General features: G+C 66.8%; 16 protein-coding genes. 9 read left to right on the top strand and 7 right to left on the bottom strand.

Going from position 1 to position 14,450, the window contains the following annotated elements; all coding sequences use genetic code 11:
- The first annotated feature begins 42 nt into the window (after positions 1-42).
- Together DL991_RS36925 and DL991_RS36930 are read left to right on the top strand one after the other, a co-directional pair.
- Positions 43-264, top strand: a complete 222-nt coding sequence (locus DL991_RS36925) for a nucleotidyltransferase family protein (protein WP_233599213.1) — start codon at positions 43-45, stop codon at positions 262-264.
- A gap of 28 nt (positions 265-292) precedes the next feature.
- Positions 293-1,159: a hypothetical protein gene (locus DL991_RS36930; RefSeq protein WP_125788937.1), complete on the top strand. Its 867-nt coding sequence runs from the start codon at positions 293-295 to the stop codon at positions 1,157-1,159.
- Here the strand turns inward: DL991_RS36930 and DL991_RS36935 are convergent.
- Positions 1,153-1,653 (bottom strand): cupin domain-containing protein, encoded by a 501-nt coding sequence (locus DL991_RS36935; RefSeq protein WP_125788938.1) that lies wholly within the window; start codon positions 1,651-1,653, stop codon positions 1,153-1,155. The genes DL991_RS36930 and DL991_RS36935 overlap by 7 nt on opposite strands.
- 65 nt (positions 1,654-1,718) lie before the next feature.
- Between DL991_RS36935 and DL991_RS36940 the strand changes: the two genes are divergently transcribed.
- The gene (locus tag DL991_RS36940) at positions 1,719-2,222 is read left to right on the top strand and encodes a MarR family winged helix-turn-helix transcriptional regulator (protein ID WP_125788939.1); all 504 of its coding nucleotides are present in this window, start codon (positions 1,719-1,721) and stop codon (positions 2,220-2,222) included.
- Between the two features lie 56 nt (positions 2,223-2,278).
- On the opposite strand, the gene DL991_RS36945 is transcribed toward DL991_RS36940, so the two are convergent.
- The gene (locus tag DL991_RS36945) at positions 2,279-3,166 is read right to left on the bottom strand and encodes a glycoside hydrolase family 19 protein (protein WP_125788940.1); all 888 of its coding nucleotides are present in this window, start codon (positions 3,164-3,166) and stop codon (positions 2,279-2,281) included.
- Positions 3,167-3,564: 398 nt separating this feature from the next.
- On the opposite strand from DL991_RS36945, the gene DL991_RS36950 reads away from it, so the two are divergent.
- The gene (locus DL991_RS36950) at positions 3,565-3,894 is read left to right on the top strand and encodes a hypothetical protein (RefSeq protein ID WP_125789085.1); all 330 of its coding nucleotides are present in this window, start codon (positions 3,565-3,567) and stop codon (positions 3,892-3,894) included.
- 504 nt (positions 3,895-4,398) lie between these two features.
- On the opposite strand, the gene DL991_RS36960 is transcribed toward DL991_RS36950, so the two are convergent.
- Positions 4,399-5,145, bottom strand: coding sequence for a trypsin-like serine protease (locus DL991_RS36960; protein ID WP_125788941.1), 747 nt, complete (start codon positions 5,143-5,145; stop codon positions 4,399-4,401).
- Between the two features lie 163 nt (positions 5,146-5,308).
- Here DL991_RS36960 and trpS point away from each other — a divergent pair, with 163 nt between their 5' ends.
- Both trpS and DL991_RS36970 read left to right on the top strand, forming a co-directional pair.
- Complete coding sequence (gene trpS, locus DL991_RS36965) at positions 5,309-6,328, top strand: tryptophan--tRNA ligase (RefSeq protein WP_125788942.1); 1,020 nt, start codon at positions 5,309-5,311, stop codon at positions 6,326-6,328.
- A gap of 41 nt (positions 6,329-6,369) precedes the next feature.
- Complete coding sequence (locus tag DL991_RS36970) at positions 6,370-7,392, top strand: YhjD/YihY/BrkB family envelope integrity protein (protein ID WP_125788943.1); 1,023 nt, start codon at positions 6,370-6,372, stop codon at positions 7,390-7,392.
- 1 nt (position 7,393) lies between these two features.
- On the opposite strand, the gene DL991_RS36975 is transcribed toward DL991_RS36970, so the two are convergent.
- Both DL991_RS36975 and DL991_RS36980 read right to left on the bottom strand, forming a co-directional pair.
- Positions 7,394-7,624: a hypothetical protein gene (locus DL991_RS36975; protein ID WP_125788944.1), complete on the bottom strand. Its 231-nt coding sequence runs from the start codon at positions 7,622-7,624 to the stop codon at positions 7,394-7,396.
- Between the two features lie 120 nt (positions 7,625-7,744).
- Complete coding sequence (locus DL991_RS36980) at positions 7,745-8,983, bottom strand: D-alanyl-D-alanine carboxypeptidase family protein (protein WP_199746252.1); 1,239 nt, start codon at positions 8,981-8,983, stop codon at positions 7,745-7,747.
- 43 nt (positions 8,984-9,026) lie between these two features.
- Between DL991_RS36980 and DL991_RS36985 the strand changes: the two genes are divergently transcribed.
- Together DL991_RS36985 and DL991_RS36990 are read left to right on the top strand one after the other, a co-directional pair.
- Positions 9,027-9,281, top strand: a complete 255-nt coding sequence (locus DL991_RS36985; protein WP_026467335.1) for an SCO4848 family membrane protein — start codon at positions 9,027-9,029, stop codon at positions 9,279-9,281.
- A gap of 79 nt (positions 9,282-9,360) precedes the next feature.
- Positions 9,361-10,773: a S8 family serine peptidase gene (locus DL991_RS36990; protein ID WP_125788945.1), complete on the top strand. Its 1,413-nt coding sequence runs from the start codon at positions 9,361-9,363 to the stop codon at positions 10,771-10,773.
- A 321-nt stretch (positions 10,774-11,094) separates the two neighbouring features.
- Here the strand turns inward: DL991_RS36990 and DL991_RS36995 are convergent, their stop codons facing one another.
- Positions 11,095-12,012, bottom strand: a complete 918-nt coding sequence (locus tag DL991_RS36995) for a DUF4064 domain-containing protein (RefSeq protein WP_125788946.1) — start codon at positions 12,010-12,012, stop codon at positions 11,095-11,097.
- Between the two features lie 162 nt (positions 12,013-12,174).
- Here DL991_RS36995 and DL991_RS37000 point away from each other — a divergent pair, with 162 nt between their 5' ends.
- On the top strand, positions 12,175-13,398 hold the full coding sequence (locus DL991_RS37000) for a M14 family zinc carboxypeptidase (RefSeq protein WP_233599215.1): 1,224 nt from the start codon (positions 12,175-12,177) through the stop codon (positions 13,396-13,398).
- A gap of 61 nt (positions 13,399-13,459) precedes the next feature.
- Here DL991_RS37000 and DL991_RS37005 read toward each other — a convergent pair whose 3' ends face one another.
- Positions 13,460-14,428, bottom strand: coding sequence for a hypothetical protein (locus DL991_RS37005; protein ID WP_125788948.1), 969 nt, complete (start codon positions 14,426-14,428; stop codon positions 13,460-13,462).
- Positions 14,429-14,450: the final 22 nt, after the last annotated feature.

The raw sequence follows: 14,450 nt of genomic DNA on the forward strand, positions 1-14,450 counted from the left end.
CGGGATCCGGTCAGGCACGATCATGCTCAAGAGGCGGCGATCATGCGCGAGTCGATCGAACTCAAGAAACGTGAGATCGAGGAGCTTTGCCGAGCACACTCAGTGCGCCGCCTCGATCTGTTCGGCTCGGCTGTGAGTGACAGGTTCGACCTGCGGTCCAGCGATGTCGAAGTGCTCGTCGAGTTCGACGCGGGGCCCGGGTTCGACTACTTCGGGAACTACTTCGACCTGAAGGAAGGCGACCACGCGCCGGACTCCGGATAACCTGCGCGCACAAGATCCGGGGGTTGCGATGGAAACGAACGAGGCCAGGCGTATCGAGGCGACGAACGCCGAGCGCTACGCCATGTCCAGCCAGTACGGGTGGGAGTTCAGCCCGGACGCGCCGAACCTCCTGGAGCGGTGGACCGTGCTGCCGTTCAACCAGCGCGGGGACAAGCGGATCGCGTTCGGCGCACTGAGCGGCACGTATCAGGGGCTGCGGTTCAGCGTCTTCGACTACCACCGCCGCCCGACGGTCACGAGCGTGCACACGCGATGGACCAACAAGAAGGTCAACGAGCTCGACACGATCTCGATCGACACGGTCTGGGTGGTCACGTTGCCCGCGCCGATGCCGAACTTCCAGATCGTGTCGAGCATCGAGTCCGCCTGGGACGTCGAGCAGTACCCCGAGCCCGCCACGGCGGACCGGAAGTTCAACCGCTGGTACAAGCTCATCGACACCGACCCGAACGTCGCGGTCGGAGTGCTGACGCCGCAAGTGGCCGCCACGATGCGGTCCTCGAAGCTGCACACCTGGTCGCTGGTTGGCCCGGAATTGGTCTACGTCGAGAATCCGACGTTCGGCCGGACCAAGCCGGACGAGATCCTCGCGACGCTCGGCAAACTCACGCAACTGGTGTCGCTGCTGCCGTTCCACCTCGGCGGCGGACAGCCCGCCGCCCCGCCGCCACCACAACCGCAACCCCAGTACCCGCAACAACCCCAGTACCCGCACCAGCCGTATCCGCCGCAGAATCCCGGGTATCCGCAGCAGTATCCGCCCCCGCCGCAGTACGGCCCGCCGCCGTATCCGCCGCAACAACCGGGATATCCGCCGCCGCACTACCCGCAACCCGGGTATCCGCCGCCGGGTTACCCGCCGCGCGGTTACTGACGGGCCTTCGCGCTCTCCGTCCACACTGGACTTTCGACGAAGTGGTTGTCGAACTTTTCCTGGCTGTCCAAGAGATCCTGGACGGTCGCTTCGCCGTGTCCGACCTTTTCCAGTAGGCGGAAGTAGTCGAACCGTTCGACGCCGGGGATGAACACGATCAGGACGTCCGCGGGCGAGTCCGCGGCCGCACGGAAAGCGTGTGTGGTCAGCGGTGGGACGACGAGCATGTCACCCTTGGCGACGGTGACGATCTCTTCTCCCACAAGGACTTCGAGCTTTCCGTCGAGCATGAAGAACATCTCGGAGGAGCCGGTGTGATAGTGCGGCGCCGCTCCATCGGCGCCGACGCCCAGTTGTGTTCTCGCACTGCTCATGACTCCGCCTGTGGTCGAGACGTCGGCGAGCAGGGTGACGAGGGTGGGGGCCGCGCCGACGGTCTCGGCTTCGGCGGCGCGGACGAGGACGGGTGAGCGGGTTTCGACGCGTTGAGTCATGGAAGAGATAGTTTCACTGCTGATAGTTCGCTGTCAAACTATCTCCCGTCGAATAGACTGCGTCCGTGAGTGAAGAGCGAAACGTGGACGCGATCGACGCGGTGGTCGGCGCCTGGCGGCGCGAGCGGCCGGAATTGGACTTGACGGCGATCGGGGTCGCCGGGCGCCTCGGCCGGGTGGCGATGCTGACCACGCCGATGGTGGAAGCGGTGTTCGCGAAACACGGCCTGAAGCAAGGGGAGTTCGACGTGCTCGCGGCGCTCAGGCGGTCCGGGAAGCCGTACACGCTGATCCCGTCCGAGCTGTCCGCGACGCTGATGATGTCCAGGGCCGGGATGACCAGCCGCATCGACCGGCTCGAGGCGGCGGGGCTGGTCGAGCGGGCGCTGGACCCCGAAGACCGGCGCAGCTTCCGGGTCACGCTGACCGAGCGCGGATTCGAAGTCGTCGATGCCGCGATGACCGAGCACACGGCGAACGTCGCGAAGCTCCTGTCGCCGCTGGGTGAGGACCTCGGTGTCCTGGACGCCGCGCTGCGCCGCCTGCTGGTGTCTCTCGACGAACACTGAAGGGGCCTTTCGCCGCGTCAGATGCGGCGAAAGGCCCCTTCGGTTCCCTGAATGGATCAGCAGTACAGGTTGCCCCCGGGGCTGACGCCGAGGATCCCGGTGAACTGCTGGTACTTGTTCACGCGGCTCTGCACCTGGGCCGGGTTGCCGCCGTTGCACTCGATGCTTCCGTTGATGCTGCGGATGGTCTCACCGAAACCGCGGCTGTTGACCATCGCGTTGTGCGGGGTCATCGTGCCCGGGCCGTTCTGGGTCATCCAGTACCAGATGCCGGTCTTCCATGCGACCGCCGCGTCGTTCTGCACCAGCCACGGGTTGGTCAGCAGCGGCAGGCCCAGCGCGTCGCCGGCGGCCTTGTAGTTGAAGTTCCAGCTCAGCTGGATCGGGCCGCGGCCGTAGTACGCGGCGTTGCCCGCGGGGCAGCCGTAGGACTGGCTCGTGTCGCAGTAGTGCGGGTAGTTGGCCTCGTTCTGTTCGACGATGTGGACGAGGCCGCCGGTCTCGTGGCTGACGTTCGCCAGGAAGGCGGCCGCTTCCTGTTTCTTCACGGTGTCGCTGCCCGTGCCGGCGAAGGCCGGGTACGCGCTGAGGGCGGTGACCAGGCCGTTGTAGGTGTAGAAGGGGTTCCGGCTCGGGAACATCTGGTTGAACTGGGCCTCGCTGACCACGAAGCCGGACGGGTTCGGCGGGTTGGTCGTCCCGCCGCCGCAGGCGCCTTGATCGGCCCAGACCTGCGTGCTACCAGGCGTTTCGTTCTGTGTCCACCACTTCGCGGACCAGTTGTGCCCGTTGTGGGAGGCGGTGTTGCCGCCCCAGTAGACCGAGCTCGCGTTCCACGGCGCCACGCAGTCCGCGGCGGAGGCGGACTGGGCCGGGACCACCACGGCGACCGTGGTGGCGGCGAAGGTGGCGGCGACCGCCGCGAGAATACGTCGAAGAGACATCGGTGGCTCCTTCGTACGAGGGGACCATGCAGGGGATTGGTCTATACCTTTTAAGGGGTATGGCCAACAGGTATAGACCATTGCGCGCAAGAAACCAACCTGGGGAAGTCGGATCGTGCCTGTTCGGCCCCGTCGTGACAGCCGAATGGCGTAACGCTGTCCGGTTTTGTCAGAAACCGGCTCCGGCGGCGACAACTCTGAGAAGAGGGGTGCTCGAAAGATCCCCCCTGTGGGGGGCTAGTCTCGTGCCCCGAGTTGATCAGAACCGACAGGTCTTGACACGCTCGGTAGTTTTTTGACCAGCAGCCTGGAAATGCTCACTCGTTCGGGTTAGCGTTCCGGTTCGGCAAAGTCACGTCACGGGAGGCACTCCGGTGCGGAACCCAGTTCATCTCCTGATGCGATCGGCCCTGCCCGCGGCCAGGGCCGCGGCGGTCATCGCGATCCCGGTCGCGCTGCTCGTCGCGGGCGCCGGTCCGGCGTCGGCCGCGGAGTCGGCGTCGCGCTCGGAGATGGCGTTCGGTCTTCTCGGCCCGGTCGGCTTGATCGCCGTCGCGCTCGGCATCGTCGGTATGGCCTTCGGTGTGTTCCGCCAGCGCCGGAAGGCGCGTGCGGCCGCCGTCGCCCCCGCTCCCGTGGCCCCGGCCCAGCCGGCCGCCCCGCACGTCGCCGCGATGGCCGAGGCCGTGCTCGCGGACGACGGTCTCACCCGCCAGCAGCGCCCCTGACCTGCGTCTTCCCGGGCCAGATCGCGTTTAGCCCGCTAAAGGCGACGCGCCCCGGATCGCGTTTAGCCCGCTAAAGTCGCCAGGGCGTCAGGTCGGCCAGGATCGCGTTCAGCCCGCTAAAGGCGACGCGGCGGATTTCTTGGGTAGGTACACCTAGTCCCGCCCGGATTGTTTAGCCGCCCGCTGATCGCCACGCTCAGGTCCATGACGGTGACGCGGCGTCGCAGCCGGCCCGGTGACCCCTTCCCGCTCGCTCTGGACCGGGCGATCACGGACAGCGGTCTCGGCCTCGACCGGATCCGGCATCGGCTCGCCCGGCAGGGCGTCCGGGTCAGTGTCGCGACCTTGAGCTACTGGCGGACCGGAAGAAGCCGCCCCGAGCGGTGCGACTCCCTGAAGGCGGTCGCGCTGCTGGAGCGGCTGTTCGAGCTTCCGCACGGTTCGTTGCTGAACCGGCTGGGCCCGCGTCGCCCCCGGGGACGGTGGGGCGACGCGGGAACCGGATCAGACTCCGGAGTTGGTGCGGATCCAGCTGCGGAAGTAGGGGACGTCCACGTAGATCGACGGCCCGGTCGCGCAGGTGCTGCTGTTGTTCCCCGCGCGGCTGGTGGCGCCGACCAGCTGCCAGACACCGTTGACCTGCTTCACCTGCGGGCCGCCGGAGTCGCCGTAGCAGGCACCCGAGTTGCCGTTGGGGTTGTTGGTGCAGATCTCGCTGGCGCCGTTGATGCCGCTGCACCGGGTGTCGGCGACGATCGAGGTGTTCAGCTCCTGGAGGTTGATCGGAGCGCCACAGCCACCGCGGATGGGGCAGGTCTGGCCCCAGCCGATGATCCGCGTCGCGGTGCCAACGGCCCCGGACGAAGCGGCGATCGTGACCGGCGCCTGCGACACCGCCGTCGAGAGACGCAGCAGCGCCAGGTCGGCGCTCGGGTGGGCGATCCGCTGGGCCACGCGGGCGACGGTGCCGCCGCTGGTGCGGTTCGTGGTGCCGACCCGCACCTGGTACGGCGTGCCACAGTGCGCCGCGGTGACCACCCAGGTCGAGCTGATCAGTGAGCCACCACATTGGTGCCCGCCGCTGCTCGACTGCTGGGACGCCATGAACGAGTAGACCTGGGTCGCGTTGCCGCCGCCGACGATGTTCGGCTGGACGCCTCCGGTGGGCTCGGCGGCCGCCGCGACGCCGGAAAGCGAGAAGACGGCCGCAGCCGCCATGGCCAAGCCCATCAGTAGGGATCGTGCCTTCATCTGGGTTCTCCTTCGGTGTGGCCGGAAGATCCGGTGCCATGAACGCTAGGAATCGGGCACCGTGCTCAGAACCGTCGGAAGTATGTGGCGTTTAACCGTTTAGACCGTTCGGCCGGGGTGAGGCCGGATGACCCGCCGAGAGGTGGCCTGAGAGAATCCGGGCGTGTCCGACGAACTGAAGCGCCCGCGTGTGCTCTCCGGGATCCAGCCGACCGCCGACTCGTTCCACCTTGGCAACTACCTGGGTGCGCTGCGGCAATGGGTGCGGCTGCAGGACACCCACGACACCTTCTACATGGTCGTCGATCTGCACGCGATCACCGTCGAGCAGGATCCGAAGGTGCTGCGCGACCGCACTCGCCGCTCGGCCGCGCAGTTGCTCGCGCTCGGCGTCGACCCGGCCCGCAGCGCGCTGTTCGTCCAGAGCCAGGTGCCCGAGCACGCCCAGCTGGGGTGGGTGCTGGAGTGCCAGACCGGGTTCGGCGAAGCGAGCCGGATGACGCAGTTCAAGGACAAGGCCGCGAAGCAGGGCACGGATCGCGCCAGCGTCGGCCTGTTCACGTACCCGGTTCTGCAGGCCGCGGACATCCTGCTGTACCAGGCGAACGAAGTCCCCGTCGGCGAGGACCAGCGGCAGCACCTGGAGCTGACGCGCAACCTCGCGCAGCGGTTCAACAACCGCTACGGCAAGACGTTCACCGTGCCGGAGCCGCATATCGTCAAGGACACGGCGAAGATCTACGACCTGCAGGACCCGACCGCGAAGATGAGCAAGTCCTCGTCGACCGGCAACGGCCTCATCGAGTTGCTCGAAGACCCGAAGAAGTCGGCGAAGAAGGTGCGCTCGGCGGTCACCGACACGGGCCGCGAGATCGTCTTCGACACCGAGAACAAGCCGGGCGTCTCGAACCTGCTGACGATCCTTTCCGCGCTGACCGACCAGCCGGTCGCCGAACTCCAGAACGCCTACGAGGGCAAGGGGTACGGCGATCTGAAGAAGGGGGTCGCGGAGGCGTTCGTCGAGTGGGTGACGCCGGTGCAGGAGCGCGTCCAGTCCTACTTGGACGACGTCACCGAGCTCGACAAGGCGTTGGCCCTCGGCGCGCAACGGGCAAGGGAAGTCGCTTCGGTGACTTTGCGCAACGTCTACGAGAACATCGGGTTCCTTCCCCCGGCAGGCTGATTCGCGCTGCGCGGTCGCCGCCGCGTGGTTAGCGTTTCAAGGTGGCGAAAGATGACGGCGCGAAGCCGGAAGAGGACAAGCTGTTACCGCGGTTGAGGCGGAAGTACGGCTGGCTCGATCACCTCATCCGGGCGAACGACGCGTTCACCGAGCGCTACGGCAACCACTACGCCGCCGCCATCACCTACTTCAGCGTGCTTTCGGTGATCCCGATCTTGATGGTCGCGTTCGCGATCATCAAGATCGTGCTCGCGGGCGATCAGGTGGTGACGAACCAGCTCGTCGACGGCATCAAGAAGTCGGTCCCGGAGGGTCTCAGCGATCTGGTCGGCAGCATCATCAAGGCGGCGCTGGACTCCGGCGGCGGTATCGGCGTGTTCGGTCTGCTGCTCGCGCTGTACTCCGGCGTCGGCTGGATGTCGAACCTGCGTGACGCGCTGACCGCTCAGTGGGGGCAGGAAAAGCAGAAGCTCCCGCTGGTTTCGACGACCATCAAGGATCTGCTGTCCCTCGTCGGTCTCGGCCTCGCGCTGGTGGTCTCGTTCGGTCTCACCGCGGCGGGCAGCGGCGTCGGACGGTTACTGCTCGAACTCGTCGGCCTGGAAAAGCAGGGCTGGGCCGTGTTCCTGCTGAAGGTCGCGACGATTCTGCTCGGTCTGCTCGCGAACACGCTGGTGTTCCTGTGGGTCATCGCGAGGTTGCCTCGTGAACACGTCGCGTTGCGCAGCGCCGTCAAGGGCGCGGTCTTCGCCTCGGTCGGGTTCATCGTGCTCCAGCAAGCGGCGACCTTTTACCTCGGCAGCGTCACGAAATCACCGGCGTTCGCGTTGTTCGGCCCGGTGATCGGCCTGCTCGTGTTCGCGAACCTGGTTTCGCGGTTCCTGCTGTTCGTCACCGCGTGGACGGCGACGGCGACGGAGAACTTGAAGACGGTCATCGAGCCGCCGGCCCCGGTGCTGATCCACCCGAGGGTGACCGTTCAGCAGGGGCCGGGACTCGGTGCCGTCGGCGGGGCTTTCGCGACCGGCGCGCTCTTGGGCTGGTTCGGCCGCCGAAAGTCCTGACCTACCGGGCGGGCTCCTGCGGAGCCTGCTGCGCGACGGGCTGTGCCTGCGCGGCCTTCTTGTTCCGGACGAGGCCCGCGACGAGCAGGGCCACGCCGAGAACGCCGACGACGATGCCGAGCACCGGCTGGTAGTCCTCCGCCCACATCAGCAGGACGAACTGACGGTCGGTGTAGGTCATCGCGACCGAGCCGAAACCGAGCAGGATGAACAGGAACGCGAGTCTTTGCATGAAAAGGACACCTCGGAAACGAGTACGTGAAATAGGGGACACCCGCGGCCGTCCCCCGAACGGTTCACGAGTGGAGACCGAAGGGTAGCGGCCGAGGCGGCCGCTGTCCGCCGGTTTCGGCTACTCGCCCGCCATGGCCTTCCTGCGCTGGTGACCGACGACGAACGACGCCACGATGATCAGGAAGACGGCCAGCGTGATGATCCAGCCCGTCACCCCGAACGGGTCTTCCGCCGCGGCCGCCGCGCCACTGTTGGACGCGCCGTCGGCGTTCGGCACGGCATTGGCCGGATCCGCTTCCACCGCGGCCGCCGGCCGGTATTCGATGCGCCCCACCGATTCGGCCTTGGCCTCGCGCAGCGCGATGCCGTAATCGAGGAGCTTCGCGGCCTGTTCGGTGACCCGCGTCGGGCGCTGCTCGGCGCGGAGCATCACGATCCCGACCCGGTGACCGTTCCGGAGCGCGCTGCCGGCGTAGGTGTGGCGCGCGTCGTCGGTGAATCCGGTCTTTCCGCCGGTGAATCCGGGATAGCTACCGAGGAGTTTGTTGTCGTTGTAAATCGTGATGACCGGTTTTCCCGCGGTTGGCGGGATTTCGAAGCTCTTGGTCTTGACCACCTTCGCGAATTCGGGGTTCTTCATCGCGTGGTGGAAGATCAGGCTCATGTCGTAGGCGGAGGTCGACATGCCGGGGCCGTCGAGTCCGGACGGTGTCGCGGCCCGGGTGTCCGTGGCGCCGATGCGGGTGGCCAGCGCGTTCATCTTCGCGAGGGTCGCGTCCACGCCGCCGAGCACGGTGGAGAGCGCGTGCGCCGCGTCGTTCCCCGAGTGCATCAGCAGTCCGTGCAGCAGCTGGTCCACTGTGTACTGACCGCCCGCGGCGATGCCCATGCAGGTGCACTCCTGCTCGGCGTCCTCCTTGGTCGGCACGACGACCTTGTTCGGCGGCAGTTCGGTGACCACCACCAGCCCGAGCAGGACCTTGATCAGCGACGCCGGCCGCTGACGGGCGTGCGGGTCCTTCGCGGCGATGACGTCGCCGGTTTCGAGGTCCTGCAGCACCCAGGACGCGGCGGTGCTTCCCTCGGGCGGGTTCAGCGCGCGCTTCGGCAGCACGATCCCGCATTCGGCCATCCGGTCGCCCCCCACCGGGACCGGCGGGACCGGCAACGGCTCCGGCGCGGCCTCCCCGGGGCGCGGTTTCTCGGAGGTGTCGATCGGCGCGGGAGGCGTCGTCTTGTTCGCGCACGGCTGCGCCTGGGCTGGTGGCTTCGGAACGGCTGTGGCCACCGGCGTCACCGCGAGGGCGAGCACACCGGAAACGAGGACCATGAGCGACCGGGAGATAGCGCTGTGCACCCGAGCAATGTAGCGTCGCCAGGCTCGCTGCATACTCAGGGGCATGCGCATTTCGCGAGGTACTTCGATGTTCCTGCTGGGTTTCGGCGTGTGGTCGTGGATCATCTGGATCACGTTCGCCAAGAATCTCTGGGACAGCGACCGCGCCTGGGCCGCCGACGGCTCGCCGACCGCCTACTTCATCGTGCACGCGGTGCTGACGGTCGTCTCGTTCGTGCTCGGCACCATCATCGGCCTGATCGGTCTGCGCACGCTTCGTGGCGCCAAGTCACGGGACGCGGAAAAGGCTGACGCCTGATCGGGTTTGTCGTCCTTTTGACGGTGGTGGGCCCGGCGTCGGCTCCCTAACGTTCACCTCACCGAATCATGGAGGTTGAATGTCCCGGATCAGACGTCTGCTCGTCCCCGCGCTCGTCGCGGCGGCGGCGGGAAGCGTGTTCGCGGCCCCGTCGGCGAGTGCCGCGCCCGCGCCGCAGTGCGACACGGCGAGCGCGCCGTTCAACTACGTGGTGCTTTACGACCCGCGTACCCCGGAGCGCAAGGTCGACAGCGAGCTGCGCGCGAAGTGCGGCGAGAAGGTGGCCTACTACCCGGAGATCGGGGTCGCGGTCGCGACCTCGCGCAATGCCGACTTCCAGGCGAAGATCGGCGTCTTCCGCGCCTACTCGGGCGGCCGTGACGTGGCGTTCCCGCCGGCGGCCTCGTCCCGTTCGACCCGCTCCGCGGTGGTCGACACCAAGGAAAACGAAGAGACCACCAGCGTCGCCGTCGAAGAGGACCTGTCGGCCCAGCAGTGGGACATGCGGGCGATCCAGGCTCCCGAGGCGAACAAGGTCTCCGGTGGCAGCCGCTCGGTCACCGTCGGCGTACTGGACTCGGGCATCGAGCCCACCCACCCCGGGCTGAAGGACGCTCTGGACCCGAAGACGTCCGCGGGCTGCAACTCCGGCGCGCCCGACACCACGCCCGCCGCCTGGGCTCCGACGAACTCCGACCACGGCACGCACGTCGCCGGGACGATCGCGGGCAAGGACACCGCGCGCGGCTTCACCGGCGTCGCGCCCGGCGTCAAGCTGGCGTCGGTCAAGGTCGTGAACGACGACGGCCTGATCCTCCCCGAGGCCGCGGTGTGCGGGTTCATGTGGGCCGCGAAGCACCGCTTCCCGGTCACGAACAACAGCTACTACATCGACCCGGGCATGTTCTACTGCTCGAAGGAGCCGGGCGACGCGGCCGCGTTCGAGGCCGTCCGCCGCGCGGTGGCCTACTCGACCGGTCGTGGTGTCCTGAACGTCGCCGCCGCCGGCAACAGCGGCTTCGACCCGGACAAGCAGACCACCGACCCGAACCGCCCCCACCCCATCGACGAGAGCTGCGGCATCCTGCCCAAGGCCATCGACGGTGTCGTCAACGTCTCGGCCATCGGCTACGCGGGCACGAAGTCGTCGTACAGCAACTACGGTGACGACGTTTCGGTCACCGCCCCCGGCGGCGACCGCGCCCAGCTGCCGCCCGCCGGCCAGGGTGTGGGCTGCCCGCTGTCGACCATCTTCAACGGCGGCTACGGCGCCAAATGCGGCACCTCGATGGCGTCCCCGCACGTCGCCGGTGTCGCCGCGCTGCTGGCGTCCCGCTACCGCCACGCTCCGCCGCGGCTGCTGACCTGGCTGCTGGAGCACCAGGCCGACGCGGTCGAGTGCGGCACCGCCGCACCGGTCTGTGAAGGTCCGGCGAAGGACAACTCGTACTACGGGCACGGCCGCGTCAACGCGCTGGACGCGGTGAAGTAGATCTTTTCGGTTGCCGGGGCCCGTCCGCGTTTCGCGGGCGGGCCCCGTTTTCTTCGTTCGGTGACCGCCCGATCACGTGCCGGGTTTTTCGGTATTGACCCTGTCCGAACGGGGTAAGCTCGTGAGTGAAACTCAATGGAGTGACGCACTGCGCGCATCTCGATCGGCCTGCGTTAAGGTGCCCACCTCCACATCGCTCGATGGGGATGTCAGGTTCGACCTCGCGAATGGATACATGATGACCGGCGGTTCTGAGACGGGCGGCAACTAGCCCATCGCCTGGCTCCGGCATGAGGTCGAGCTTTCACCCGTGCCGGAGCGTCAGCCGTTACGCGTGTAGTCCGCGACGAAGCCCATCCGCTGGCTCAACTGGGGCTCGCGAGCGGAGAACTCGACTATCACGTCGTTGTTCCGCACCTTCTTCTTGAAATTCCGTGCGCCCTGATTGCGCACGGTGAGAGACGCGGGGTTCGGGACGTTGCGGAAGACGACGCGGTGGGTGAACTTGCAGACCTGCTTGTCGAAGACCACGTCGAACTCCTCCGGCTCCGCACCGCTCATCAGATCCGCCGACATCTTCGGCCACCACCACTCGACGGTCACGAGGTCGCCGTCCGCGACACGGTTTCCCAAGTGGACATAGATGTCGAGCCGCGGTTTACCGGTCTTCGAGTTCTTCCAGACTGACGTGGCCTTCGCCCGCGTGCGTTCGGACGCGCTTTCCGGTCTCGCGTGGTACGCCTTGCACGAGATGCGCCGTTTCGCCCTGGCGGTCAGGGGAGTCATCCCGTAGTAGGTCATCTTCAGCGAAACGTATCTCGGCTTACCGTCCGACGCGGCGTTGAGGATCATGTTGCGTTTGCAGTAGACGTCACCGTTGTTCTCGACGATGGTTTCCTGCCGCCACTCGCGGAGGACGATCGGTGAATCCGTGTGCATACTGTCGGCGTAGTCGTGAAGAATGTTCTCCACGTTGACGAGTTTGTTGCGTTGTCGTTGCGTTCCCGCGAACGAAACCAGTGCGGCCAAAACGAACAAGACGCCGGCGGCGGTGGCGAAAACCGTTCTGAGCCAGGCGATGCCGAGTACCTGGCCGAGCAGGCCGACAAACCCCAGCATCGTGACCGTGCCGCCGAAGACACGGATGTAACCGTGTTTGTAAACGAGTTCTTCGATTTCCGCGATCAAAGGTAGGAATCGCTGCGAAAGGAGCGCACGCAGCTCCGAACCTGCCGTCATCGCCTCGCCGCCCCTCGATCACCCGGCTTGGTGACTCTCCAGACTATCTCAGTCACGCACCGTTTCCAACGGCTCTCTTGGCGGTGAAGCGCCTTTCGTCGGATTCGCGATCGGGGTCCCGCTGGTTACGTTGTGAACACCTTCGACAGTGGGGAGTTCACGATGTCGGTGTTCGGTCGGTTGGTTCCCGTGGTGGTGGGGCTGGCGATGCTCCCGCTTGTCAGCACGCCGGCGGCGGTGGCCGCTCCGGTGGCACCCTGCAGCGAGGAGCCACGGGAGTTGCCCATCAACGAGTTCACCGACTATCGCGAGATGGTCCGCGAACTCGGCAGGCTCGAGCGCGTGAGCAAGGGGCGGGTGGCGGTCAAGGAGGTCGGGCGGTCCAATCGGGGGCGGGTGATCCACCAGGCGACCGTCGGGACCGGCCCGAAGGTCTTCGTGGTCTCCAGTGAGATCCACGGGAACGAGAAGACCGGCACCGACGCGCTGTTGCGCATCCTCGACTACCTCGGCACGTCGGAATCGCGGGACGCCGAGCGGCTGCGGAAGACCATCACCTTCGTCGCGGTCCCGAAGCTGAACCCGGACGGCGCCGAACTCGACCGGCGCGGCAACGACCTGTCATGGGCCGAAGTGCAGCGGAAGTTCCCGCAGCTCAAGGACCGGCCGCCCGCCTGGAACTACCTCAGCGACGTCCTCCAGGGCGACGACTACCGGAAACGGCCGGGATTCGACGTCAACCGCGACTTCAACCCGGACCTGAACTACGTCCCGCGCGCGGAGGACTTCCCCGGCGCGCCGGATCAGCCGGGCTGGTTCATCACGCCCGAGGCGCGGGCGCTGCGTTCGGTGTACACCGGGTTGACCGCTCAGCGGGGAAAGGTCCCCGACGTCTACGTCGATCTGCACCATCAGGGCGCGTGCGTGCGGCAGGAAGGCACCAACCGGCTCCTCGACGTCGGCATCGACTACCCGCCGCTGCCCGACAAGTTCTTCGAGCCCGGCCAGAAGTACGCGAAGTACCGCGATGTGTACACAAAGGACGAATCGCGGCAGCTGGCGATCAGCGCGTTCAACGGGATGACGTCGCGCGGGTTCGTCGGGGCGCGGTATCCGCACGGTGCCGATCGCGATCTGCCGGGGCAGGCCCGGTGTTCGTTCGCCCTGAACGGGACTGGAACGGTGCTGTTCGAGGTGCGCGGGCAGACGCAGACGCTGGGGCAGCAGCATCGCGAGCACTTCACGCGTGCCGTGATGGCCGGGCTGTACAACATGCTGCGGGACGTGAGCACGGGCGCTGTCGACTACATCGACCCGGAGGCTTTCGACCTGCTGCCCGGGACCGCCGACTCCTCCGCTGCCGCACTCGCTCGGGCGCTGGAGTAGCTCTGTCCGTGAAGGCCTCCTTGAGGGACCCAGGGTCCCTCAAGGAGGCCTTCACGGACCGTCATGCGGCACGGGAGGCCAGGTTGACGGGTGGGCGTGGACGGGCCGATGCGGCGAGACGAGCCGCTTCCAGTTCGGCTAGAACTCCGGCGGGATCCGTCAGCAGCCGCGAGGGCAAAGTCTGGACGACGGTGATCCCAGCGGTGGCGTAGCGGGTATTGCGCACGACGGTGCGCCGGTAGTCGTCGCGGTAGAAGTGAAAGTCGAACGAATCGATCTCCCAAGCGAGCGCCACATCGTCCCACCACGCGTCAGGGCGGCCGATGTAGCCGCCACGACTGTCACAGATCTCCGGATTCCAATGGCTCGGCTGAACAGTGAGGCTGCGGCTCAGGATCTTCGCCCGCGCCTCTGCGACCGAGTAGAGGTCCTTCCACTCACTCAGAATTCGGCGCGGAATCGCCGTACCTCGCTTCGAGCCCGTATTCAATTCGTGGGCCAACGCATCGGGCGAGCAGTGGCCGCGCTGAATCGCCTCGACGAGCAGACGGCCGACGGGCTCCACCGCCCGCAGGCGCCGGCACGTGTCCGTGGTCGCGCGAACTAGCGGAACCAAAGGGATACCTTCGCGGATCCGCGGCTCCGGCAGGCGATGGGTTCGCTCGACGGTCACGAATTCAGCGCTGCGGACCTTGTGTTCATGGGGGATGAGGACGTGGACGTCGTCGTCCGGCGGTAATTCGCGAGGGCGAAGACCGTGTCGGCGGCATGCCTCCGCTCCGGTCACGAGCGCGCGTGGGCCTGCATGCATCAGCGCGCCGATCACCCGTTCTTCGACTGTCGGAGCAGCCGGGTGCAGGAGAATGATCCCCGGTAGCAAGCGTTGCCAGGGACCGCCGGGCAGGCATCTTCGGTAAATGACCTTGCTGCTCATGTCGAGCGATTCCAAGGTCGTGGCCTTGATGACGCCGTGCCGGCTTCGCTGCTGGAGCAGTTCGGGATGCTCGGCCCATCTGCCGCGTTTGTTCATGACCACAGCGTGAACCGGCTTG

Source organism: Amycolatopsis sp. WAC 01375, from assembly GCF_003947325.1.
Taxonomy (GTDB): Bacteria; Actinomycetota; Actinomycetes; order Mycobacteriales; family Pseudonocardiaceae; genus Amycolatopsis.

What these genes read in the sequence shown, in the direction of transcription:
- DL991_RS36925 (WP_233599213.1), top strand. Translation starts at nt 43, where the DNA reads ATGCGCGAGTCGATCGAACTCAAGAAACGTGAGATCGAGGAGCTTTGC.
- DL991_RS36930 (WP_125788937.1), top strand. Translation starts at nt 293, where the DNA reads ATGGAAACGAACGAGGCCAGGCGTATCGAGGCGACGAACGCCGAGCGC.
- DL991_RS36935 (WP_125788938.1), bottom strand. Translation starts at nt 1,653, where the DNA reads ATGACTCAACGCGTCGAAACCCGCTCACCCGTCCTCGTCCGCGCCGCC.
- DL991_RS36945 (WP_125788940.1), bottom strand. Translation starts at nt 3,166, where the DNA reads ATGTCTCTTCGACGTATTCTCGCGGCGGTCGCCGCCACCTTCGCCGCC.
- DL991_RS36950 (WP_125789085.1), top strand. Translation starts at nt 3,565, where the DNA reads ATGCGATCGGCCCTGCCCGCGGCCAGGGCCGCGGCGGTCATCGCGATC.
- DL991_RS36960 (WP_125788941.1), bottom strand. Translation starts at nt 5,145, where the DNA reads ATGAAGGCACGATCCCTACTGATGGGCTTGGCCATGGCGGCTGCGGCC.
- DL991_RS36975 (WP_125788944.1), bottom strand. Translation starts at nt 7,624, where the DNA reads ATGCAAAGACTCGCGTTCCTGTTCATCCTGCTCGGTTTCGGCTCGGTC.
- DL991_RS36985 (WP_026467335.1), top strand. Translation starts at nt 9,027, where the DNA reads ATGCGCATTTCGCGAGGTACTTCGATGTTCCTGCTGGGTTTCGGCGTG.
- DL991_RS36990 (WP_125788945.1), top strand. Translation starts at nt 9,361, where the DNA reads ATGTCCCGGATCAGACGTCTGCTCGTCCCCGCGCTCGTCGCGGCGGCG.
- DL991_RS36995 (WP_125788946.1), bottom strand. Translation starts at nt 12,012, where the DNA reads ATGACGGCAGGTTCGGAGCTGCGTGCGCTCCTTTCGCAGCGATTCCTA.
- DL991_RS37000 (WP_233599215.1), top strand. Translation starts at nt 12,175, where the DNA reads ATGTCGGTGTTCGGTCGGTTGGTTCCCGTGGTGGTGGGGCTGGCGATG.
- DL991_RS37005 (WP_125788948.1), bottom strand. Translation starts at nt 14,428, where the DNA reads ATGAACAAACGCGGCAGATGGGCCGAGCATCCCGAACTGCTCCAGCAG.